Consider the following 21,840-nt stretch of genomic DNA (forward strand, 5'->3'; position numbering starts at 1 on the left):
ATATGAAAAAAATTGTATCTACTGTTAATGCTCCTGCAGCGATCGGACCTTATTCACAGGCAAATTTTGCCAACGGAGTTTTATATATTTCAGGACAGATTCCTGTAGATCCTGCAACGGGTAAATTGGTAGAAGGAATTGAAAAAGAAACACATCAGGTAATGAAAAACCTTGAGGCAATTCTAACCGAAGCCGGAATGACTTTTAAAAACGTTGTAAAGGCAAGTATTTTTCTTAAAAGCATGGATGATTTTGCAGTGATGAATGATATATATGCTTCATACTTAGATGCAGAAAGTTATCCTGCTCGTGAAACTGTTCAGGTTTCTTGCTTGCCAAAAAATGTGGATATCGAAATTTCTATGATTGCACATCAGGATTAAATGAGTTTTCTAAGAAATACATTTGCTATCATTGTAGGTCTTGCAATCGCAGGGCTTATCATTACTCTTGGTATAAGAGCTTTCCCCAAATGGGTGACCTTCGAAGCTTTTGCGCCATTTGAGCATTGGCAAAAATTTCTGGAAAGCATGAAAAATGATGATGCTTTTTTTGGTTTTTTACTTTTTATTTCGGGATTAGGAAGTACGGTTGGAGGTGTAGCAACTGCAATTATTGTGAAATATGCTAAAGTTGCCTATGCAATTCTTATAGGTTTCATCATGCTATTTATTGCAATGCTTGATGTGATTGTCTTTCCTTATCATCCAACTTTTTATAAAATATCCATATTCCTCATCTTTTTTCCTTTTGCATGGATGGGAGGGAAGATTGTAGAAGTGATTTACGAAAGAAAAAAGAAACGCAGAATTGCTGATAAAATGAATAACAAACAGTAATCATTATCATTTTAATAAAATAAAAACCGCGCGACAGTTCTTGACTGCCGCGCGGTTTTGTTTTAATAACTTTTCAATTTTACTAAGGCATTTTAAATCCTTTTGTATAAATTCTACCGTAGTTGTCTACAAATTTCACCTGCACATTTCCTTGGTATTTATCTAAAAGCTTTTCTACATCTTTTTGAGAATTAACTGGTTTCCCATTAATTTCAATAACGATATAATCGTCAACAATACCAATTTTAGCCATCTCACTTCCTTCCGTTACATTCTTGGTAACAACACCGCTGTTTAAGCCATATTCTGTTTTAAAACGATCATTAAGAGGTTCGAATTCTGCTCCTATTTTTTCTGTTACACTCAGGTCTGCTTTTGATCTTGCAGTAGTACCGCCGTTTTGATCTTTTAATGTTACTGTAGTCACATTTTCTTTTCCGTTTCTCAGATAAGTAACCTGTACTTTATCTCCGGGACGTTTACTTCCGATTGAAATAGATAGATCTGCAAAATCAGTAATTTCCATCTGATCAATTTTTGTAATCACATCTCCAGCTTTCAATCCTGCATCCTGAGCGCCGCTATTCGATGAGAATCCTCTGATATAAACACCTGAACCAACTTTTAGGTTAGCTTTTTCCTGTTGGTTATATCCTGTTACTTGCTGTTGGTCTGAAAGGTCTAAAGAATTTACTCCTAAGAAACCTCTCTGCACAATTCCGAATTTCTTGATATCTTCAACAACTTTTCTCGCTAGGTTCGCAGGAACGGCAAATCCATATCCTTGATAATATCCTGTCGTTGAAGAAATCGCTGAATTGATTCCAATCAAATCTCCATTTACATTTACCAAAGCTCCACCTGAGTTTCCAGGGTTGATTGCTGCATCGGTCTGAATAAAACTTTCAATTGGATTAGCTGCTTTGCCCTGTCCTCCCAAAATTCCAATTCCTCTTCCTTTCGCAGAAATAATACCCGCTGTCACAGTAGAATTTAAACCCAATGGATTACCAACTGCTAAAACCCACTGTCCGATATCGATATTATCTGAATTTGCAAAATTTAAAAATGGCAAACCTTTTTCTTCAATTTTTAATAGAGAAATATCCGTATTCGGATCTGTGCCAATCAATGTTGCGATGTAAGATTTTTTATTGCTTAAAACAACTTCAAGTTTGTTTGCACCTGCAACAACGTGGTTGTTTGAAATTATATAACCATCTGGCGAAATAATCACACCCGAACCCATTCCCGAAGGCATATTGTCCGGAGCTTGCTGCTGTGGCTGTTTTTGTCTTTGCTGACCTCTTCCTCCGAACGGATCACCAAAGAAATAATCAAAAAGATCCTGATCGGAAGCTCTGTTTGCACTTCTTGTCTGATAATTCTTGATTGTTACTACTGCAGGAACTGTCGTCTTTGCAGCTTTTACAAAATCATCACCTACTGCTGCGGTATTCATCCCTACAAAAGAGGCGTTTTTTGAACTTGTAAAATAAGATTGGTCAACGTTGCTGGAATCATGACCTATGTATTGTTGTATGCCAACTGTGGTAGCTCCTGAGATAACCCCTACAACGGCAAATGGTAAAAGTTTTTTGAAAGTACTCTTCATTGTATTATCTGCTTTGTTTTTAATTTATAATATTGTCGAACACAAATTTAATGCTAAATAAGTATGCAATTAATATGCTGTGTTTCAATTTTAACTAAAATTTAACGAGAATTCTCCCATTTTGTGCAGTTAGTCATAATTCCTGAAAGCTTTATTAACAAAGCTTAAGATTTAATTAAATAAAAACTGACATTTTTTCCACTACATTAAGTGTCATTTGTCATTATGTGACTCAATTGAAAAAATATTATCTTTGCAAAAATATTTTTCTCACTTAAAACGTTTATAGCATGCAACTGTATAACACCTTAAGCGCAGAAGAAAGAGCTCAACTTATTGATGAAGCCGGTAAGCAACGCCTTACTTTGTCTTTCTATGCGTATGCCAAAATTGAAGATCCCAAAAAATTTCGCGACCAATTATTTATAGCCTGGAATGCACTTGATGCTCTTGGTCGTATTTACGTTGCTAATGAAGGAATAAATGCTCAAATGAGTATTCCTGCAGATCATTTGGAAGATTTTCGAAATACATTGGAAGCTTACGATTTCATGAAAGGAATTCGTTTGAATGTTGCCGTAGAACAAGACGATCACTCTTTTTTAAAATTGACAATCAAAGTCAGAAACAAAATCGTTGCCGACGGTTTAAACGATGAAACATTTGATGTTACCAATAAAGGAATTCACCTAAAAGCACAGGAATTCAATAATTTGCTTGAAGATCCGAATACAATTGTAGTTGATTTTAGAAATCATTACGAAAGCGAAGTTGGTCATTTCGAAGGTGCAATTACTCCCGATGTAGAAACTTTCAGAGAGAGTTTGCCAATTATCAATGAACAATTACAGGATTTCAAAGAAGATAAAAATCTTTTAATGTATTGTACAGGCGGAATCCGTTGTGAAAAAGCAAGTGCTTATTTTAAGCATCAAGGTTTTAAAAACGTTTTCCAGTTAGAAGGTGGAATTATAGAATATGCACGTCAGGTAAAAGAAGAAGGTGTTGAAAGTAAATTCTTAGGGAAAAACTTTGTATTTGATCATCGATTAGGTGAAAGAATTACTGATGATATTATTTCTCAATGTCATCAATGTGGAAAACCTTGCGACAACCATACCAATTGTGCAAATGATGCTTGTCATTTGTTGTTCATTCAATGTGACGAATGTAAAGCGACTATGGAAAATTGTTGCTCTACAGAATGTTTAGATATTTCTCATTTACCCGCTGCAGAGCAATTACGATTAAGAAAAGGATTGCAGGTTGGCAATAAAGTATTCAGAAAAGGAAAATCTGATGCTTTAACCTTCAAAAACTCCGGAGATTTACCTGATAAACCTTTAGCAAAAGCAATTTCTAAAAATATTCGTCAAAAAATTTCAATCAAAAAATCATTGATTGGCAAAGCAGAACATTATTACACAAAATCGAAAATTGCACAGTTTTTAATTGAAAATAACGAACTTTCAGTGGGTGATAAAGTTTTGATTTCGGGACCGACTACCGGTGATCAGGAAATTACGATTACTGAACTTCATGTGAATGGTGAAACTTGTGAAAATGCAAAAGTTGGAGATCAGGTTACTTTTGAACTTCCATTCAGAGTTCGTTTGTCAGATAAAATATATAAAATTTAGGATAATCATCTTATTTGGTTTAATCTACAAGTTACATTCTACGGGGTGTAACTTTTTTTGTGAATGGTTATAGAATTACTACGAAAACTTCGTAGAAGTTGTATCTGTGTAGAAACAAATTGTCAAAATATTCAGCGCTCCATCGGAGCGCTATCTCTGTAAAATAGTTACCAAACTCAATGATGCAACGTTATTTTATTTAAATTTGAATATGATAAAATCGGAAATCAGAAAACTATATCTTGAGAAAAGAAAAGCATTGTCGCAAGATGAGGTTTTATCGTTGTCTGAAAAGATTTTCGAGAATTTCGTTAATTATTTTAAACCAATTTCAGGACAGAAAATCCATATTTTCATTCCCATTGAAAAATTTAATGAAATCAGAACTGAAAGCTTTATTCAATATTTTTTAAGTCGAAGCATTAAGGTTTTCGTGCCTAAAATTGTTGATACGGAATTGATTTCCGTTGAAATTTTTTCTGATACAAAATTTGAAACCAATAATTGGGGAATTTCCGAACCTGTTTCTAACGAAGATTCTCACATCTATGACTTTGATTTTATCATTACGCCGCTTTTATACTGTGACAAAAATGGAAATAGAGTAGGTTACGGGAAAGGTTTTTACGATACTTTTTTTGAAATGCTTTCTGAAAAGTCAAAAAAAATCGGTGTCAATTATTTTGACCCCGATGATATGATTGATGACGTCTGGGAAAATGATATTCCCGTCGATTATTTGGTAACTCCTGTTGAAGTGCTGTCTTTTTTCAAAGACTGCTGATAGAAATTCACGAAATAAAATTTAAATTCTTTACTCGTTTTTTCAGGTTTTGAAACCAATGTATATTGTGCATTTTTCTCAAACGTACCGATAGATTTGTTCTTTTTGTCAAAATATTCAACATTGAATTTTGCAAGATCTAATGTGTCGTTATTTTGTATTTCCTGATAAATATTGATATTGTTTACCTTCACTTTTTTTACCTGCAGACTTTCAAGCTCCTTAAAAAGGACATTAAAAGTAGTGCTGTCGGGTTTTTGAAAGTATTTTTCAATTTTAGAATAAATCGCAGTGTCTATTTCAGTATTTTTCTCACCGGAAAGGTACAGTGTTGAAAGATCTAAAACATCCTGCACTTTTTGAAGGGTAATTGCGTTTATTGCCTGAGTACTGTCCATCTGAACAGTTTTATTATTGGTATTTCTTAATATATCAAGGTCGCTTACTGCGGAATCTTCTTTTTTTACACATGAAATAACAGCAAGTGTAATCACTATAAAGAAAAACAAAGTCTTATTGATTGTTTTCATTAGTTGATATTTTAAATTTGATAGATATGATTTTACCCTTTTTATCTCTTTTCATCTCAATAACGTTAAGGTTTTTTAGTGATGTTGTAGGGGTTGTTACAAGAGTGATATAATCTTGTTTGTCGAGAGATTCAAGTCCGTAGATGTCGCTGTCGTAAACCTGAGTAATTACCGCTTCATTACTGATAAGGTTTTCAAGTTGCTTTCTCTTTTGTCTGACAAGATTAAATTGTTCGACAGCATTTACACCTTTCACATCTTTTGTTGAGAAATAGTACACCGCCATTTTATAATCATCGGGTTTCAATTCGATTGTTTCTTCTTCAGGAGCATTCTCAAGATTACGGTTAACTTCCAGATTTTCATACATCGTTGAGCTGATCTGCATTTTAATGTTTTTATCTTTTGTCTGATAATAAAAACATTCACCTGGTTTTATCCTGAAAAATAAAGGAGATTCATTTTCTTTAAGCACTTTTATTTCAATAGTACTCTGAACTTTCTGATTTCTGTCTGCATCTGTAAAACAATACGTATATGTTTTGTCAAAAATTTCATCTTTAAATCCTAAAAGTCCAAGCAAAATCACGAAAACTGATGTTGCGGCAATCCAAGCGGTTCTTTGATAGCTTTTTTTAGATGGTTTTTCAGTTTTATTTTTGTTGGAATTTTCGGCAACCGTTTTTTGTTCAATGAATTGATTTTCAATAGGCTTATTTTGTAAATCAAATATTTCAGGTGTCTTTATTTCGGTTTTTACTTGCGAATTTTCAGTTTTCGGCAAATTTAATGCACTTGAAACTGTTTTTTCCAATTCTCGGCGATCGTCTTCATTCAAATCCTGCTCATCCTGTAGCATTTCTCCTGCAAAAAGATGTTGTTTTTTGAATTCGTACCATGAAGCGTAACCTGCATAGATACTCAATAAAGTGAGCATGTCAATACGGGGTAATTTTGTTACCGGAGAATTTTTAAAATAGGTGTAAAATGTTTTTTCGCTAATGTTACCTTTAGCCTTTTTTCGAAGATCTTCCTGGAAATATATGATGTCAATTCCCTTCCATTTAGATATATCATCATGAGAAGGGGTGTATTCTTTCAGATATTGAGCCTGAACGTCCTTTTTCAGCTGCTCAAAATGTAATAAATCTAAATCAGTCAATTTGTAGATAAATGATTAATGTATTGATTTTCAGTGTTATTTATTTGTAAAACTGTTTTACAAAGGTATTACAATTATTTTTCATAAACAAACTTTCTATCTGCTATACCTTTGTCTTGTTCAAATAACCGAACAGAGAAAAAGATTTAAAAACAATATTAACAAATTAAATTTAATTTATTATGAAAAAGTCATTATTCGTAGCTGCTATCGCTGCAATTTCTTTAGTTGCTTGTAAAAAAGGAGAAGCTACAACTTCTACTACTGATTCAATCGAAACTACTGCTGATTCAGCTCAAACTGCTATCGATTCTACAGCTGATGCTACTATCGATTCTACTAAAGTTGCTGCTGATGCTAAGAAAGATAGCGTTGAAGTTAAGTCTGACTCTGCTAAAACTGCAGTTAAGAAATAATTTCTAGCTACGGCAAGAATAAAAGAACCGTTTCGCCCAGCGAAGCGGTTTTTTTATGCTCTGTATTTATTTAAAAATAAGTTTCTAATTCTTCTTTTGCTTTAAAGTTTCATAACAGGTAATTGCAACCGCATTACTAAGATTTAAGGAATCAATGCTTCCTGACATAGGAATTAAGGTGTTTTTTCCTTTTCCAGACCAGAATTCACTCAGACCTGAATGCTCTGTACCAAATAAAACAGCAGACTTCTGTGTAAAATCTCTTTTGTAAAGATCTTCCGAAGTTTCATCCATGATTGTCGTGTAGATGTTGAAGCCATTGTTGTTTAAAAATTCAAGAGTTTCTACATTTTCAGATTGAAAAACCTGCATTCCAAACAAACATCCGACACTAGAGCGGATCACATTCGGATTGTAGAAGTCGGCTTTTGCATCCGTTACAATCAATGCATCAACGCCGAAAGCTTCACAACTTCTCAGAATTGCTCCCAAATTTCCAGGTTTTTCTACACCTTCCACGATAATGACAGTCGAATTGTCTTTAGGTTTAAATGTATTTAACTCTGCATCTTTGGCTTTATATATTCCGATAATTCCTTCTGAACTTCCTCTATATGCTATTTTTTCGTAAACCCTTTCGGAAACGTAATGTATTTTTTCTTTTGGAAGTTTACTTTTAAAAATACTTTCACAAACGAAAAATTCTGTAGCTTCAAAATTATATTTCTGAGCTCTTTCGTTCTCCTGTTGTCCTTCAACGACAAAAACACCGGATTTTTTTCTAAATCGGTTGTCGGTTAAAAGCTTGGTAATGTTTTTTATTTTTTCGTTTTGAAAACTTTCGATTAGCATTTCGCAAAATTATGCAAAATTTGGCAGAAAGTTTTACTCAGAAAGATCAATTTGGTTTTCTGCAGTTTCAATTAAAGTCTGTGGCAGAGATTTGTTGATCTTGTTCTGAATACCCATATTTTTCAGATCTTCGGCTCGTTTGATTAAATTTCCTCTCCCCGTATACAACTGAGCAAAAGCGTCATTGTAAGTTTTCTGAGCAAGGTCAATATTTTTGCCAACCTTTTCTAAATTATCTACAAAACCAACCAGTTTATCATATAATTTTGCTCCCGCTTCAGATATTTTCAGAGCATTTTGGCTTAGATCGTCTCTTTTCCATAAGTCTGAAATGAGTTTTAAAAATGCAATCAGATTCGTCGGACTTACCAAAATGACGTGTTTAGAATAGGCATAATTCCATAAATTCTGATCGTTTTGAACTGCAATTAAAAATGCCGGTTCAATAGGAATAAACATGATCGTAAAATCAAGCGATTCTCTAATGTGGTCGTATCTTTTTCTGCTTAAATCATCAATATGTCTTTTAATAGAACCAATGTGCAGCGTGGTGAGTTGAGCTTTTTCTTCAACTGATTCTGACGAATTCATTTTTTCATATGCATTCAGAGAGACTTTTGAATCGATAATGACCAATTGATTTCCAGGTAATTTTAAAGTAAAATCAGGACGTAAACTGTCTCCGTCTTCGTTTTTAATCGTTTGCTGTTTGAAATATTCACGATCTTTTGTGAGCCCGGAATCTTCAAGAATTCTTTCCAAGATCATTTCGCCCCAATCTCCCTGAGTTTTCGTTTGTCCTTTTAACGCATTTGCCAAATTATTTGCTTCCTGACTAACTTTTGTCGTTTGTTCAAGCATTAATTTGATTGTGCTGTTTAAAGAATGTCTTTCACGCGCTTCATTTTCATACACTTCATTGACTCTTTTCTTAAAGTTTTCCAGATTTTCACCTAAAGGTTTTAATAGAGTGTCTAAATTTTGCTTGTTAGATAGAGTGAATTTCTCGGTTTTTTCTTCTAAGATTCTATTGGCTAAATTTTCAAATTGTAGTTTCCCTTCTTCTTGAATTCTTTTTGTTTCTTCTTTTTGATTTTTCAAAAAAGTATTTTCGGCAGAAACTTTCGCAAATTCTGCTTTTAAATCATTCATTAAATCAGATTGATTGAGATTGATTTCTTTTTCTTTAGCAATATTGTGAGACAACTCATTAATCTTCAAATTTGAATTCTCAAAATCTGAATTGCTTTTAATATATAAATGATTCAATTCATCATAAGAATTTCTTGAAACCATTGAAGATTTCAAGATAAAATATAAAATTATAGCGCCAAGAATTCCTCCGGAAATAAATCCGATGATTAAATAAGTTGTCTCCATTTTTCAAAATTACAAAAAGAAATGGGTGATTTGTTTACGGGAAACCTTAGTTTTTACCAAAATTTCCACCACTTTCTATTTGTTTTTTCTTTGGGAATTTTTATGTTTTCTTTTCGTGATTCTTCTTTAATAGGGAAAAATCCAACTGGCTGAAAACCTAACTCATCTTGTGTTTCTGCAAGTTTAAAATATATTTCGTCTCCTTTATTTATTCCCAGCTTTTGAAATGGCTGAACAAGCAATTGAGCTTTGCCTTCTTCTTTTTCTGCATCAAAATATTCAACTCTTGCCCATACTTTTTCTGTTTTATATTGGTGTGTTTCGTCTATGAGTAGAACAGCTATGTCATCTGGAAAGCCTTTCGCACTAAACTTTTGATAAATTTTATGTGTTCTGAATTTTTTAAGATCAGATCTCAAATAATATTGGATATATTCAGGAAGGTTGATATTTAACAAGAACAATTTTTTCAGATCTGCAAGCTCAAAATATATACCGGCAAAATGCTCAAACCTAATAATGATTCTCGATTTGTCCTCTACAAAATTTTTTGTAATAGCAATCTCTTTATTTTCTTCTGTAAAAAGGTTTAAAATTTCTAGTGTAATTCCCTGCTCATGGTCAATATAAACATAACCCAGAATGTTTTCTCCTTCATAATTTTCTAATAAAGAAGAAAGTACAGGATATTGATTAAAATTCTTAATATAAAAAAATTGATCCCAAAAGGTATCGGAGCTTTTACCCATTTACTTTTTTATTTTAATTAAATATTTTTTGTTGAAGCTAAAATTTCAATATTCTTCACCACATCATTACTTTCACATTTTTTCAATTCTTTAGCCAACTGTGAAGAAAGTAATTTCGGATTTAAAATCTGTGAAGCAACTTTAGCAGCGGCATAATCAACAATGTTAATGACGGATTCTCTTAAAAAATTAGGAGTGTTTGAAGCAATTACTGCAGTTGCCCACGAAGTTTCTCTTGCTTTTGAAATAGCAAAATCTAAAATCACATTATCTTTTCCATTAGAAAGTTTGTCGATCAAGTTCACGGGATAGCATATTTTATTTAAAGAATCCTGAACGTTTTGGTTGATTGATGCAATGACAGAATTAATGGTTTCAAAATCTTTTTTCAATGGATTGATTTTTCGGTAAGGCATTACTGAAGCTGCGGAAATTCCCAAATCGAGATTGATATGTGCATTCATTCCCAGAAAAATATGCTGTAAAATAAGAAGGTTTTTATTTTTTGTGGCTTCAAATGCAAGATACCAAGCGTTTGTGCATTTTTTTCCTTTGCTGTAATTTTCCCAGGCTTCAAGATAACGGTTTGCAAAAGCGAGATCAAGCAACGTCATTCTCGGATTATCTTCAAATTTTTTCTGCTGAATTCCTTTTAAAACCTGTGCGGTCATAATTCTGTAAGTGCATGCAAAATATCCAATCGGGCTTTGATTTTCTTTGCTCCAAATGATGATTTCGTCTAATTTTTTCAGAACTTCTTCGATGGTTTTCATATTGGTTTTTAGTTTATTTAAAGATAAGAAAAAACCTTACAGATTGAGAAGTTAGAATTTAATTAAGGATTTTCTTTAGCAATCTCATCATGATGCTTCAAATATAATGGTAGAGCTGCAGAACCGTACCAAGGGAGAATTTCATAACTGAAAACTCCTGCTGAAACAGCGGGATCTGTTTTTACCCAAGATTCGGCTTCTTCTTTAGATTTTGTATTGAAAATAAACATACCGCGATAGTCTCGATTATTTTTCTCTGAAAAAGGTCCTGCAACAACTATTTTTCCATCTTTGGCTAACTTACCGATGTTTTCCATATGACCTTTCATCAGCTCGGTCATTTTTGTTTTATCTTCAATTTTTGTAGTTCCTGTTGTGAGAATGACAATTGTATAAGCTTTCATTCCGTACTTGTCTGCTCCGAGAGAATCTGCCAGTTTTTGGTTAAATCGTGAAATTATTTCTCTAGTTGCGTTATTTTGTCCAGACTTTCCGTCCTCTCCAGGTTTTCCCGGTTTTCCGTCTTCCCCTCTTGTATAGATAAAACAAGATGTCAAAGAGAATGAAATTATGAAAAGTGTAAGTAAATTTCTCATCATTTTAATGTTTTTCGTAAACTATTAGCAATTACGAATGTCGGAAGTTTTAGCTAATTCTTGCATAAATAATTTTCAGTTTATACCATTTACCATTTTTAAATTCAAAAATTGCAGTTTCACTACGCGCATTTAAATATCCTGAATAAGTATAATAAGAAAAAATAACCTTGTTTTTATCCTTTAAGAATATTGGTTTATTGATATATAAAATAGGAGTGTTTTTTTTAATGTAAGAATGATATTCCCTAAAAGCTCCATCTGCAATATATTCTTTTGCTTTTGAAATACTTATTTTTCTTAAAGAGTCAGTTTTCTCACTTTGCCAATTACTAAATTTAATATTTTCATTTTTCAGAGAATCAGAATTGACAATTTTTTGCCTAAAGTTTTTTCTTTGAAATGAATAATCTTTCTCATCTATTATTTGCTGTCTCACAAAAACTAAATCTTCATCGGTAAATAATGAATCCCGCTGAGTTTTTGTAATAAGCCATCTTTCAGGTTTTAGTAAAATTGAATCTTTCTCAAGTTTGCTACCGTAATATTTTATATTCTTCATTAATGAAAGAATATCATTTTTGTCATCTAAGTTTTCAATAAAAAATTGAATAAAATTATTTACTTGTTCTTCATCTGAAACATTAATGTTTTCAAATTCATTATGATCGTAATCTCTCTTAGTGCAAGAAAAAAGAAGAAAAATAATAATAACAAAATGTTTAATTTGCATTTAGTTTAAAATGAAGTCTAATCTTTTATTCTCAAAAATTCTTTTGCCAATTCAATCATTTTCGGATCTCCTGTATATTTTCCGTGTTCGTCGGAAAGTTTTACTGTGGGAATCCATTCTTTGTTCAGTGATTGTACTCCTATTAATTTCATTACAATATTCATGGGTTTTAAACCTACGTCATTGGTAAGATTGGTTCCGATTCCGAAAGAAACCCCGATTTTTCCTTTACAATAATTGGTAATTTCTTCTACTTTTTCAAGATTTAAATTGTCAGAAAAAATAATGTATTTAAATAAAGGGTTGATTCCGTTGTTTTTGTAATGAGCAATGGTTTTGTCTGCAAACTCGAAAGGATCTCCGCTGTCGTGACGCACTCCGTCGAAAAGTTTAGCAAATTTTTTGTCAAACTGCTGGAAGAAAACATCGGTCGTATAGGTATCTGAAAGCGCAACTCCCAAATCACCACGATAAACGTCAACCCAATGTTCCAAGGCCAATTCGTTGGCCATTTTAAATCCAAATTCTGCTCCGTGAAACATAAACCATTCGTGAGCATGAGTTCCGATAGGTTTCACACCATACTTCATCGCAAAATGTACGTTTGAACTTCCTATAAAAGTGGACTCTTTTTTCTGGGTTAAAGCTTCCATTACCAGATTCTGAACTTTGTAAGAATGTCTTCTTCTGGTTCCAAATTCTGCGAAATTAACTCCCAAATCATTCAGCGAATTTGCTTTTTCGAGAGTTTTATTCATTACAATTTCGTTGGAATCTCTTTCCATGTGATTCATCTTATAATGAAGCTCGCTGATTAAAGATAACAGAGGAACTTCCCAAAGAATCGTTCTGTACCAAAGTCCTTCTACGGTAACTGAAAGGTCATTGCCGGTTTGAACGATTTTCACTTCTGACGGATCATAATGATATCCTTCAAGAAAATCTAAATAGGGTAAATTTAAATACGGACAGGTTTTAGCCAAAAACTTTTTTTCGTCTTTAGTGAGTTTAAGCTCTGCCATTTTAGCAACAATTTCTCTCAATGCAACGTCAAAGCCTTCCGGGAAATGATGTTTTCCTCTGTTGATAAATTCGTATTTTACAATCTGGCTCGGAAAAAGTTTTACCACCGCGTTTTGCATGGTAATTTTATAAAAATCGTTATCTAAAATTGAATTTAAACGGATGTCCTGCATATATGTGTAATTTTAACGCAAATTTAATAATAAAAAATAAAAACCGTCTAAATGTAAGACGATTTTTAAATATTTTAATTGTTTTCTGTAAGATTATTTCCCTAAATAAGAGTTGTACATCCAAACTTCTTTTTCCTGTTCTGTAATGTAGTCGCTCATTTGAGAGTTGGTACCTTCGTCACCGGCTTCATCTGTAATGTCTAAAAGTTCTCTTTGAAGATCGATCACTACTTTAAATGAATTTAAAATAATCTCGACACTTTTATTACCATCACTTACCTCTTTACTTTCCTGAATGGTTGAAACCTGAAGATAATCAGAATAATTGTGCGCAGGAGTTGCACCCAAAGTCAGAATTCTTTCCGCAATCTCATCAATTTTTAAAACAAGACTGTTGTATAATTCTTCGAATTTTGGGTGTAATGTAAAGAATTGTTCACCTTTGATATTCCAGTGAGAACCTCTCGTGTTTTGGTAAAAAACAGAATAATTGGCCAGAAGTATATTGAGTTTTTCTGAGATTTTTTGACAGTCGGCTTCCTGTAAACCGATAATGTTTGCATTTTTCATAAGTTTATTTTTAATATGTCTAAAAGCAGGAAAAATTGTGCCGAAATTGAGGTTGTTTCATAGATGATAACTATCGCGGGTTTTTGGAGAAAAAATTCCGGAAGTTTTAGTAATATTGCGGGAATATGAAAAGTTTATTGACTACCTGTGCCGTTTTTTTCGGAGTTTGTGTTATTTATCTGATACTGATGCTTTCACAAACTGACAATATTTTTACTTATACAGTTGATGATGCCTACATCCATTTAGCATTGGCAAAAAATTTTGCGTTGCATAAAGTCTGGGGAATGACACAATACACTTTTTCATCATCGTCTTCATCACCGATTTTCACCTTTATATTAAGTATCTTGATTTATATCTTTGGAAATCATGATATTATTCCACTGATTTTTAATTTGATTATTTCCTTCTTTGTCATTTATTTTCTTGACAAATATTACAGTCAATACTTTCAACAAAACAGAAATGTGATTATTGCAAGTCTTTTCACATTATTTTTTGCCGTTTTTCACTTGCAGGTAATGCTCGGTATGGAACATGTGTTACAGGTTTTTTTAATAGTCGTAAATATTTATTTCTTTCAAAAATGGCTCGATTCAGATTTTAAAAAGTCGGAATCTGCTTACTGGTTTTATTTTACTATTGCACTTCTTGGTTTGGTAAGATTTGAAAGTATGTTTTATTTCGTGTCATTAGCATTTGTTTTTGTTTGTCTTAAAAATTTCAGGAATGCATTTTTAACATTAGTGTGTGGCTTTCTTCCAATTCTGATATTTGGGTATTTTAATTATCAGCAGTCCGGTTATTTTTTACCCTATTCAGTTGTGGTAAAAGGAGCCAGAATAGAACTTGCGGGAGACTTTGTTTCTCAGCTTCAACATCTTCTTTTAAATAAATTGTTTTTAAATATCACATTTTATAAGGTGGGATTGTTTTTTCTTCTAATTACGGTTGTCCTTTTATATAGAGATTACAGAAATAAGATTTCTTTTCATCAGTTGATTCTAAATAACTTTTTGTTGATCGTGTTGTCGTTTACATTGATTCTTCATTCCTTTTTTGGCACTTTCCGGGCGTTTTTCCGGTATGAAGCTTATATTTCTGTTGCTTTTGTTATGGTGATAATTCCAAGACTGAAACATTTTTTTGTAAATCCTTTATTTGCATTTAAAAAAGATAAAGTAATGGGGTTGCTGATAATTTTCAATGTCCTTTTACTTGTGTATAAATTCGGATTTTCTCATTTAATGATCGTGAATGGAAGTCGTAATATTTACGAACAGCAAATACAGTCTGCCAAATTTCTAAAAAAATACTATAATACATCGAAGGTTGTTGCGAATGATATTGGAGCAATTTGTTATTTTTCAGATATTCATTTATTAGATATCGTAGGTTTAGGTTCTAAGGAAATGATCCCTTACAATGAAAATGGAAGGGAGTTTGATCAGAAGTTTGAAAATTTTGTGACTGAATATTCTATTAAAAATAATTACGATTTAGCGATAGTATATGAAGAATGGTTTGGCGGTTACGTTCCAAAAAACTGGAAAAAAGTTGCTGTATTAACAATCGATGACAATATAAATGCAGCAGTGGATCATGTTGTAATTTATTCTATAAACCCTGAAAATTACCTGCAATTGCAAGAAAACGTAAGAAAATTTAAATGGAATAAAAATGTTCAGGTAAGTATAACCGGACAGCAGTAGTATAATAATTAACGGAAATTAGATGGATCTAATCTTAATGAAAAAAAACATTATTTCTTTATAACTGCTTGTAGATTAAAAAATTATTACTATTTTTGCACCCTAAAATAAAAAGCAATTAAATGCCTACTATTCAACAATTAGTAAGAAAAGGAAGAGTCGCACTCACCAAGAAGAGTAAATCGGCTGCCCTTGATTCTTGTCCACAAAGACGAGGTGTATGTACGAGAGTATATACTACCACTCCTAAGAAACCTAACTCTGCACTTAGAAAAGTTGCAAGGGTAAGACTTTCAAACGGTAAAGAAGTCAACGCCTACATCCCGGGCGAAGGACATAATCTTCAAGAGCACTCGATAGTATTGGTACGCGGCGGAAGGGTGAAAGACCTACCGGGAGTACGTTATCATATCGTAAGAGGAGCATTAGACACTGCAGGTGTAAGCGGAAGAACTCAGAGAAGATCTAAGTATGGAGCTAAGAGACCAAAACCAGGTCAGGCAGCAGCTGCACCAGCTAAAGGAAAGAAAAAATAATCATTAAATAAGGTACAGAAACAATGAGAAAGACAAAAGCAAAAAAAAGACCGTTGTTACCAGATCCGAAATTTAATGATCAATTGGTAACTAGATTTGTAAACAACTTGATGCTAGACGGTAAGAAGTCTATCGCATTCAAAATATTCTATGATGCTTTAGATATCGTAGAAACTAAAAAAGGAGAAACTGAAAAGACTGCCCTTGAAATCTGGAAAGATGCATTGACTAACGTTATGCCTCACGTAGAAGTACGTTCTAGAAGAGTAGGTGGAGCTAACTTCCAGATTCCTATGCCGATCAGAGCTGACAGAAAAATTTCTATGGCAATGAAATGGTTAATCCTTTACTCTAAAAAGAGAAACGATAAGTCAATGGCTTTGAAATTGGCTAACGAAGTGGTAGCTGCTTCAAGAGAAGAAGGTGCTGCTTACAAGAAAAAATCTGATACTCACAAAATGGCGGAAGCTAACAAAGCTTTCTCACACTTTAAATTCTAATTAGAAATGAGTAGAGATCTTAAATTTACAAGAAATATTGGTATTGCTGCGCACATTGATGCCGGTAAAACTACCACTACAGAAAGAATCTTATTCTATACAGGTGTAAACCACAAAATTGGTGAAGTTCACGATGGTGCTTCTACAATGGACTGGATGGAGCAGGAAGCAGAAAGAGGTATTACGATTACTTCTGCTGCAACTACTTGTTCTTGGAACTTCCCAACTGATCAAGGAAAAGCTTTACCTGAAACTAAACCTTACCACTTCAACATCATCGATACACCGGGACACGTTGACTTCACAGTAGAAGTAAACAGATCTTTGAGAGTATTGGATGGATTGGTATTCTTATTCTCTGCAGTAGATGGAGTAGAGCCTCAGTCTGAAACAAACTGGAGACTTGCTGACAACTATAAAGTTGCGAGAATGGGATTCGTAAACAAAATGGACCGTCAAGGTGCTGACTTCCTTAACGTGGTAAACCAGGTTAAGACGATGTTAGGATCAAACGCAGTTCCAATCGTTTTACCAATCGGTGCTGAAGAAGATTTCAAAGGTGTAGTTGACTTAATTAAAAATAGAGCGATCATCTGGGATGAAGCTGGACAAGGTGCTACTTTCGAGGTAGTTCCAATTCCTGACGACATGAAAGATGAAGTTCTTGAATACCGAGAGAAATTAGTAGAAGCTGTTGCTGACTACGATGAGACTTTGATGGAGAAATTCTTCGAAGATCCAGATTCAATCTCTGAAGACGAAATCAACGAAGCTCTTAGAAAAGCTACTATCGATTTGTCTATTATCCCAATGACTTGTGGTTCTTCATTTAAGAACAAAGGAGTACAGTTTATGTTGGATGCAGTATGTAAATACTTGCCTTCTCCATTGGATAAAGATGATATCAAAGGTACTGACCCAAGAACTGACGCTGAAATTTTCAGAAAACCAGACGTAAAAGAGCCTTTCTCGGCTTTAGCATTTAAGATTGCTACCGATCCTTTCGTAGGAAGATTGGCATTCTTCAGAGCATACTCTGGAAGACTAGATGCTGGTTCTTATATCTTGAACACCCGTTCAGGAGATAAAGAAAGAATCTCAAGAATCTATCAGATGCACGCTAACAAGCAAAATCCTGTAGAATATATTGAAGCAGGAGATATTGGTGCAGCGGTAGGTTTTAAATCTATCAAAACTGGTGATACAATGTGTGACGAGAAAAACCCAATCGTTCTAGAATCGATGGTTTTCCCTGATCCGGTAATTGGTATCGCTGTAGAACCTAAAACTAAAGCTGACCAGGATAAAATGGGTAACGCTTTAGCTAAATTGGCAGAAGAAGATCCTACGTTTACAGTAAGAACTGACGAAGCATCTGGACAAACGATTATCTCTGGTATGGGTGAGCTTCACTTAGATATCATTGTTGACCGTATGAGAAGAGAATTCAAAGTTGAAGTTAACCAAGGTCAGCCTCAGGTAGAGTACAAAGAAAATCTTACAAGAGTTGCTCCACACAGAGAAGTTTACAAAAAACAATCTGGTGGTAAAGGTAAATTTGCTGATATCGTATTTGAACTAGGACCTGCAGACGAAGGTAAAGTTGGTTTAGAATTCATTAATGAGATCAAAGGTGGTAACGTTCCTAGAGAATTTGTTCCTGCCATTGAAAAAGGCTTTAAAGCTGCAATGAAGAACGGTCCTTTGGCTGGTTTCGAAGTTGAAGGTATTAAAGTTACTCTTAAAGACGGATCTTTCCACGCGGTGGATTCTGATGCACTTTCTTTTGAAATGGCAGCTAAATTAGGATTTAAAGAAGCGGGACGTGCTGCTAAGCCAGTAATTATGGAGCCTATTATGAAGTTGGAGGTTGTAACTCCGGAAGAATATATGGGTAACATCATTGGTGACCTTAACAAGAGAAGAGGTACTATCAGTGGACAAGAAGAAAAGAACGGTGCCGTTGTGATCAAAGGTTCAGTTCCACTTTCTGAAATGTTTGGTTATGTTACTACTCTAAGAACACTTTCATCAGGAAGAGCTACTTCTTCTATGGAATTAGAGAAGTATCAAGCAACTCCTCAAAACGTTGCTGAAGATATTATTGCTAAAGCAAAAGGTTAATTTTTTAAATCAAAGAAATGTCACAAAGAATCAGAATAAAACTAAAATCTTACGATTACAACTTGGTAGACAAGTCTGCTGAGAAAATCGTAAAAACGGTAAAGGCTACTGGTGCTGTTGTAAACGGACCTATTCCATTACCTACAAATAAGAGAATCTTCACAGTGTTGAGATCTCCGCACGTAAACAAGAAAGCAAGAGAGCAGTTCCAATTGTCAGCTCATAAGAGATTGATGGATATCTACTCTTCTTCTTCTAAAACTGTTGATGCTCTAATGAAATTAGAACTTCCTTCAGGAGTTGACGTAGAAATTAAAGTGTGATAATTTAATTATCATTATTATATAAATCCCCTTTCGAAAGATTGGGGATTTTTTATTTTTAAATCACTAAAGCTAATTATCTAATCTGGAATTTAATCAATTCAAACATTATTGATATTTTTGATTAAAATTAAAATATGATAAAATTTATTTTGCTATTGTTTCCTTTTATCCTGACAGCGCAAACACATCGTTTTATTTATCAGTTTCACTACAAATTAGATTCATTAGCAAAAGAATTTGCAAATGAAAATATGATTTTAGACATCAATCCGGACGATGTTAAATTTTATCCTTATTCCTACGCTGAAACTGATTCTTTGAATATTATCCGTGGTCAGAAGAGAACAAGATGGGATGATCATCTTCCTGCGGTTATCAGAAAAAAAGATTCTTTTGAAAATACTTCACTGATTTTGCTGAATGATTTTTTCTCTGTAAAATCAACAGATAAAATGAATTGGGAACTTATGGATGAAACAAAAGTTGAAGGATCATATACTTTACAGAAAGCAATAACAACTTTTGGAGGAAGAAATTGGATCGCCTGGTTTTCTAAAGACGTTAATTTGAGTGAAGGACCATACAAATTTCGGGGACTTCCTGGATTGATTTTCGAGATAGAGGACGATCAGGAAAACTTTAAATTTAAACTGGTTAAAAGTATGAAGTTTCCTAAAACTTATGAAGCGAAATTCCTTGACAGTTTTTTGGGACGGAAACCAATTCCTGTTACCGAGAAAGTCATTGCAAAAAAACAATTAGAACTTTACAATAATCCTCTGCAGGATATTGCAGAATCATTTAAATCAAATACCAATCCTGAAAATACATTTTATGTAATGGGAGTTCAGATCAAAAGTTTAGACCAGCTGAAAGGGATGTCCGACGAACGTAGAAGAATAATGTTAAGAGAAAACAATCCGATCGAATTGGATAAAGCAATAAAGTACCCCGAGATTAAAAAGTAATATTTTAATGAACTTAAATCTGTAATTTATATTTTAACACTATTATGTATTGCAAGGTTCTATTTATTTTATATCTTTGTAAAAATTATTACAATGAAAACAATAATACTTCTTGTCATGATGTTTAGTCTGTCGTTATCTGCACAGACACATCGGTTTATTTATGAATATCAATTTAAGATGGATTCCACATCTGCAGAATCAAGAAAATCGAGTATGGTTCTTGATGTGAATCCTAATGACGTTAAATTCTATAATTATGATTTTGTTGTCACGGATTCTACGAACAAAACAAAAGGTCAGAATAGTATTATTTGGGATGATACTCCTGCATTGACCAGAAAGAAAAATTCAAATATCAACTCAAACTATATTCATGTTCAGAATATGTTCATTGTTGATACCGAAGATCAAATTGACTGGAAACTTTCGGAAGAAACTAAAAATTTGGGAGGCTACAAATTGCAGAAAGCTACTACAAAATTCGGAGGCAGAAACTGGACGGCTTGGTTTACAAAAGATATTGCACTAAGTGAAGGACCATACAAATTTAGAGGTTTACCGGGAATGATATTTGAAATTTCCGACGATAAGGATAATTTTAAATTTTCTTTAGTGAAAAGTTATAAACTTGCAAAAACCTATGACACAACCGGAATTATCGAAAACTTTGGAGGACAGAAACCTGTAAAAATTACTGAAGCAAAACTTAAGAAACTTATGCTTGACAATTATAATGATCCTCTTCACGAATTTAAAGAGCATTATAAAAATAATACCGATCCAAGCGCAAGATTTATGGTTATGGGAATTGAGGTGAAAAGTCCTGAGCAAATAAAAGAATTGTCGGATATGATGCAAAACAACATAAGAAAAAGCAATAATCCGATCGAAGTTAATAAAGCAATTCATTATCCCAAAAAATAAAACGTAAAATCCTTTTTCACAAGAAAAGGATTTTTTATATTTAGTTTTTTGAAGAGTATGAAAATATTATTGCTATTGTTTTTAGGGTTTGCGAATTTTTTATTTTCACAAAATCATCGTTTTATTTATGAAGTAGATTTTAAAAGGGATTCTACAGAAAACAATTTGACAAAAGAATTTTATCATCTTGATATTTTTTCTGATGATATTACATATTACGGAAGATCATATTACGAAGGAGATTCTCTTATCAAAAACAATATTGGTTTTTCAACAGATAATTTTCCTAAACTTACCGATGTTATTGTCCGGAAGGCAAATGATGAATACGATCACTACGAATGGCTCGAATATGATATCCTGAAAACTTCTGAAAAAGTTGCGCAAAAATGGGTTTTAACGAATGAGAAGAAAACGATTCAAAATCATATGGTGCAAAAAGCAGAAACAAATTGGGGAGGTAGAAAATGGACGGCGTGGTTTTCTCTGGAAATTCCTTTTCAATATGGGCCTTACACATTTCATGGCTTGCCGGGATTAATTATGGAAATTTCAGATTCTAAAAATAATTTTTCATTCAAATTAATAAAGTCAGAAAAGTTAAACGAAACTCAAAAAGTCGCTTTGGATCACATCTATAAAATTGGAGTTCCTGTCAACCGGGAAAAATATGTGAAAGCAAAACTTACATTTTATAATGATCCTTTAAGTTTTGTGAAAAATGGTGAAATTGAACTGGCAGATGACAAATGGGCGATTTTACAGGATGGAACAAAGTTGACGCAAAAGAATTTTCGCGAAGTGAGGCAAAGACAGCAGAATAATATGAGAAAGTATAATAATCCTGTGGAATTGAATAAACTTGTTGCTTATCCTAAATAAATAACTTAAATGCTTCGTCAACTGTGC

At 33.3% G+C, this 21,840-nt stretch carries 24 protein-coding genes; 13 read left to right on the forward strand and 11 right to left on the reverse strand.

The window, feature by feature from the left end; translation table 11 throughout:
* Nucleotides 1-2 precede the first annotated feature (2 nt).
* Together NZ698_RS11790 and NZ698_RS11795 are read left to right on the forward strand one after the other, a co-directional pair.
* A complete protein-coding gene (locus NZ698_RS11790) occupies nt 3-383 on the forward strand; it encodes a RidA family protein (RefSeq protein ID WP_129535133.1) in 381 nt (126 codons plus the stop codon).
* Entirely contained in the window at nt 384-839 is a 456-nt protein-coding gene (locus NZ698_RS11795; protein WP_263003330.1) for a hypothetical protein, read from the forward strand.
* A gap of 82 nt (nt 840-921) precedes the next feature.
* Here the strand turns inward: NZ698_RS11795 and NZ698_RS11800 are convergent, their stop codons facing one another.
* A complete protein-coding gene (locus NZ698_RS11800; RefSeq protein ID WP_263003331.1) occupies nt 922-2,454 on the reverse strand; it encodes a trypsin-like peptidase domain-containing protein in 1,533 nt (510 codons plus the stop codon).
* A gap of 290 nt (nt 2,455-2,744) precedes the next feature.
* Here NZ698_RS11800 and trhO point away from each other — a divergent pair, with 290 nt between their 5' ends.
* Nucleotides 2,745-4,094: an oxygen-dependent tRNA uridine(34) hydroxylase TrhO gene (gene trhO, locus NZ698_RS11805; protein WP_263003332.1), complete on the forward strand. Its 1,350-nt coding sequence runs from the start codon at nt 2,745-2,747 to the stop codon at nt 4,092-4,094.
* Nucleotides 4,095-4,305: 211 nt separating this feature from the next.
* Nucleotides 4,306-4,878 carry a 5-formyltetrahydrofolate cyclo-ligase gene (locus tag NZ698_RS11810; RefSeq protein WP_263003333.1) on the forward strand — a complete coding sequence of 191 codons (573 nt, stop codon included), beginning with the start codon at nt 4,306-4,308 and terminating at the stop codon, nt 4,876-4,878.
* Here NZ698_RS11810 and NZ698_RS11815 read toward each other — a convergent pair.
* Together NZ698_RS11815 and NZ698_RS11820 are read right to left on the reverse strand one after the other, a co-directional pair.
* A complete protein-coding gene (locus NZ698_RS11815; RefSeq protein WP_263003334.1) occupies nt 4,830-5,408 on the reverse strand; it encodes a hypothetical protein in 579 nt (192 codons plus the stop codon). The genes NZ698_RS11810 and NZ698_RS11815 overlap by 49 nt on opposite strands.
* The gene (locus tag NZ698_RS11820) at nt 5,392-6,570 is read right to left on the reverse strand and encodes a hypothetical protein (protein ID WP_263003335.1); all 1,179 of its coding nucleotides are present in this window, start codon (nt 6,568-6,570) and stop codon (nt 5,392-5,394) included. Before NZ698_RS11820 ends, NZ698_RS11815 begins: the two co-directional genes overlap by 17 nt.
* A gap of 182 nt (nt 6,571-6,752) precedes the next feature.
* On the opposite strand from NZ698_RS11820, the gene NZ698_RS11825 reads away from it, so the two are divergent.
* Nucleotides 6,753-6,986: a hypothetical protein gene (locus NZ698_RS11825; RefSeq protein ID WP_263003336.1), complete on the forward strand. Its 234-nt coding sequence runs from the start codon at nt 6,753-6,755 to the stop codon at nt 6,984-6,986.
* Nucleotides 6,987-7,070: 84 nt separating this feature from the next.
* On the opposite strand, the gene NZ698_RS11830 is transcribed toward NZ698_RS11825, so the two are convergent.
* The 8 genes from NZ698_RS11830 to NZ698_RS11865 all read right to left on the reverse strand — a co-directional run bounded on the left by NZ698_RS11830 (nt 7,071) and on the right by NZ698_RS11865 (nt 13,835).
* Nucleotides 7,071-7,838: a TrmH family RNA methyltransferase gene (locus NZ698_RS11830; protein WP_263003337.1), complete on the reverse strand. Its 768-nt coding sequence runs from the start codon at nt 7,836-7,838 to the stop codon at nt 7,071-7,073.
* A gap of 33 nt (nt 7,839-7,871) precedes the next feature.
* Nucleotides 7,872-9,218 (reverse strand): DNA recombination protein RmuC, encoded by a 1,347-nt coding sequence (locus NZ698_RS11835; RefSeq protein WP_263003338.1) that lies wholly within the window; start codon nt 9,216-9,218, stop codon nt 7,872-7,874.
* Nucleotides 9,219-9,271: 53 nt separating this feature from the next.
* On the reverse strand, nt 9,272-9,967 hold the full coding sequence (locus tag NZ698_RS11840; protein WP_263003339.1) for a hypothetical protein: 696 nt from the start codon (nt 9,965-9,967) through the stop codon (nt 9,272-9,274).
* Nucleotides 9,968-9,984: 17 nt separating this feature from the next.
* A complete protein-coding gene (locus NZ698_RS11845) occupies nt 9,985-10,740 on the reverse strand; it encodes a DUF5995 family protein (RefSeq protein ID WP_263003340.1) in 756 nt (251 codons plus the stop codon).
* Nucleotides 10,741-10,802: 62 nt separating this feature from the next.
* A complete protein-coding gene (locus NZ698_RS11850) occupies nt 10,803-11,339 on the reverse strand; it encodes a YciI family protein (protein WP_263003341.1) in 537 nt (178 codons plus the stop codon).
* Between the two features lie 46 nt (nt 11,340-11,385).
* Entirely contained in the window at nt 11,386-12,069 is a 684-nt protein-coding gene (locus tag NZ698_RS11855; protein ID WP_263003342.1) for a hypothetical protein, read from the reverse strand.
* A 17-nt stretch (nt 12,070-12,086) separates the two neighbouring features.
* Nucleotides 12,087-13,265 (reverse strand): nicotinate phosphoribosyltransferase, encoded by a 1,179-nt coding sequence (pncB, locus tag NZ698_RS11860; RefSeq protein ID WP_263003343.1) that lies wholly within the window; start codon nt 13,263-13,265, stop codon nt 12,087-12,089.
* Nucleotides 13,266-13,358: 93 nt separating this feature from the next.
* Entirely contained in the window at nt 13,359-13,835 is a 477-nt protein-coding gene (locus NZ698_RS11865) for a Dps family protein (protein WP_263003344.1), read from the reverse strand.
* A gap of 125 nt (nt 13,836-13,960) precedes the next feature.
* Here NZ698_RS11865 and NZ698_RS11870 point away from each other — a divergent pair, with 125 nt between their 5' ends.
* From NZ698_RS11870 to NZ698_RS11905, 8 genes are all read left to right on the forward strand, one after another.
* Nucleotides 13,961-15,550 carry a DUF8728 domain-containing protein gene (locus tag NZ698_RS11870; RefSeq protein WP_263003345.1) on the forward strand — a complete coding sequence of 530 codons (1,590 nt, stop codon included), beginning with the start codon at nt 13,961-13,963 and terminating at the stop codon, nt 15,548-15,550.
* A gap of 122 nt (nt 15,551-15,672) precedes the next feature.
* Complete coding sequence (gene rpsL, locus NZ698_RS11875) at nt 15,673-16,086, forward strand: 30S ribosomal protein S12 (protein ID WP_027383325.1); 414 nt, start codon at nt 15,673-15,675, stop codon at nt 16,084-16,086.
* Nucleotides 16,087-16,109: 23 nt separating this feature from the next.
* Nucleotides 16,110-16,586, forward strand: coding sequence for a 30S ribosomal protein S7 (gene rpsG, locus NZ698_RS11880; protein WP_034962875.1), 477 nt, complete (start codon nt 16,110-16,112; stop codon nt 16,584-16,586).
* Between the two features lie 6 nt (nt 16,587-16,592).
* Nucleotides 16,593-18,710 carry an elongation factor G gene (gene fusA / locus NZ698_RS11885; RefSeq protein WP_263003346.1) on the forward strand — a complete coding sequence of 706 codons (2,118 nt, stop codon included), beginning with the start codon at nt 16,593-16,595 and terminating at the stop codon, nt 18,708-18,710.
* Between the two features lie 17 nt (nt 18,711-18,727).
* Nucleotides 18,728-19,033, forward strand: a complete 306-nt coding sequence (gene rpsJ, locus NZ698_RS11890; RefSeq protein WP_002661363.1) for a 30S ribosomal protein S10 — start codon at nt 18,728-18,730, stop codon at nt 19,031-19,033.
* Between the two features lie 137 nt (nt 19,034-19,170).
* Nucleotides 19,171-20,004: a GLPGLI family protein gene (locus tag NZ698_RS11895; protein WP_263003347.1), complete on the forward strand. Its 834-nt coding sequence runs from the start codon at nt 19,171-19,173 to the stop codon at nt 20,002-20,004.
* Between the two features lie 93 nt (nt 20,005-20,097).
* A complete protein-coding gene (locus NZ698_RS11900) occupies nt 20,098-20,931 on the forward strand; it encodes a GLPGLI family protein (protein WP_263003348.1) in 834 nt (277 codons plus the stop codon).
* 57 nt (nt 20,932-20,988) lie between these two features.
* Nucleotides 20,989-21,813: a GLPGLI family protein gene (locus tag NZ698_RS11905; protein ID WP_263003349.1), complete on the forward strand. Its 825-nt coding sequence runs from the start codon at nt 20,989-20,991 to the stop codon at nt 21,811-21,813.
* The last annotated feature ends 27 nt before the right edge of the window (nt 21,814-21,840 follow it).

Origin of the sequence: Chryseobacterium edaphi (genome assembly GCF_025628985.1) — a bacterium.
GTDB lineage: Bacteria > Bacteroidota > Bacteroidia > Flavobacteriales > Weeksellaceae > Chryseobacterium > Chryseobacterium edaphi.

Bases quoted from the DNA above. Each gene is read 5' to 3' on its own strand.
- NZ698_RS11830 (WP_263003337.1), bottom strand. From the start codon at position 7,838: ATGCTAATCGAAAGTTTTCAAAACGAAAAAATAAAAAACATTACCAAG.
- NZ698_RS11895 (WP_263003347.1), top strand. From the start codon at position 19,171: ATGATAAAATTTATTTTGCTATTGTTTCCTTTTATCCTGACAGCGCAA.
- NZ698_RS11815 (WP_263003334.1), bottom strand. From the start codon at position 5,408: ATGAAAACAATCAATAAGACTTTGTTTTTCTTTATAGTGATTACACTT.
- NZ698_RS11905 (WP_263003349.1), top strand. From the start codon at position 20,989: ATGAAAATATTATTGCTATTGTTTTTAGGGTTTGCGAATTTTTTATTT.
- NZ698_RS11845 (WP_263003340.1), bottom strand. From the start codon at position 10,740: ATGAAAACCATCGAAGAAGTTCTGAAAAAATTAGACGAAATCATCATT.
- NZ698_RS11870 (WP_263003345.1), top strand. From the start codon at position 13,961: ATGAAAAGTTTATTGACTACCTGTGCCGTTTTTTTCGGAGTTTGTGTT.
- fusA (WP_263003346.1), top strand. From the start codon at position 16,593: ATGAGTAGAGATCTTAAATTTACAAGAAATATTGGTATTGCTGCGCAC.
- NZ698_RS11795 (WP_263003330.1), top strand. From the start codon at position 384: ATGAGTTTTCTAAGAAATACATTTGCTATCATTGTAGGTCTTGCAATC.
- rpsJ (WP_002661363.1), top strand. From the start codon at position 18,728: ATGTCACAAAGAATCAGAATAAAACTAAAATCTTACGATTACAACTTG.
- NZ698_RS11835 (WP_263003338.1), bottom strand. From the start codon at position 9,218: ATGGAGACAACTTATTTAATCATCGGATTTATTTCCGGAGGAATTCTT.
- NZ698_RS11855 (WP_263003342.1), bottom strand. From the start codon at position 12,069: ATGCAAATTAAACATTTTGTTATTATTATTTTTCTTCTTTTTTCTTGC.
- NZ698_RS11810 (WP_263003333.1), top strand. From the start codon at position 4,306: ATGATAAAATCGGAAATCAGAAAACTATATCTTGAGAAAAGAAAAGCA.
- NZ698_RS11900 (WP_263003348.1), top strand. From the start codon at position 20,098: ATGAAAACAATAATACTTCTTGTCATGATGTTTAGTCTGTCGTTATCT.
- rpsL (WP_027383325.1), top strand. From the start codon at position 15,673: ATGCCTACTATTCAACAATTAGTAAGAAAAGGAAGAGTCGCACTCACC.
- NZ698_RS11790 (WP_129535133.1), top strand. From the start codon at position 3: ATGAAAAAAATTGTATCTACTGTTAATGCTCCTGCAGCGATCGGACCT.
- NZ698_RS11800 (WP_263003331.1), bottom strand. From the start codon at position 2,454: ATGAAGAGTACTTTCAAAAAACTTTTACCATTTGCCGTTGTAGGGGTT.
- NZ698_RS11840 (WP_263003339.1), bottom strand. From the start codon at position 9,967: ATGGGTAAAAGCTCCGATACCTTTTGGGATCAATTTTTTTATATTAAG.
- trhO (WP_263003332.1), top strand. From the start codon at position 2,745: ATGCAACTGTATAACACCTTAAGCGCAGAAGAAAGAGCTCAACTTATT.
- NZ698_RS11825 (WP_263003336.1), top strand. From the start codon at position 6,753: ATGAAAAAGTCATTATTCGTAGCTGCTATCGCTGCAATTTCTTTAGTT.
- rpsG (WP_034962875.1), top strand. From the start codon at position 16,110: ATGAGAAAGACAAAAGCAAAAAAAAGACCGTTGTTACCAGATCCGAAA.
- NZ698_RS11865 (WP_263003344.1), bottom strand. From the start codon at position 13,835: ATGAAAAATGCAAACATTATCGGTTTACAGGAAGCCGACTGTCAAAAA.
- NZ698_RS11850 (WP_263003341.1), bottom strand. From the start codon at position 11,339: ATGATGAGAAATTTACTTACACTTTTCATAATTTCATTCTCTTTGACA.
- pncB (WP_263003343.1), bottom strand. From the start codon at position 13,265: ATGCAGGACATCCGTTTAAATTCAATTTTAGATAACGATTTTTATAAA.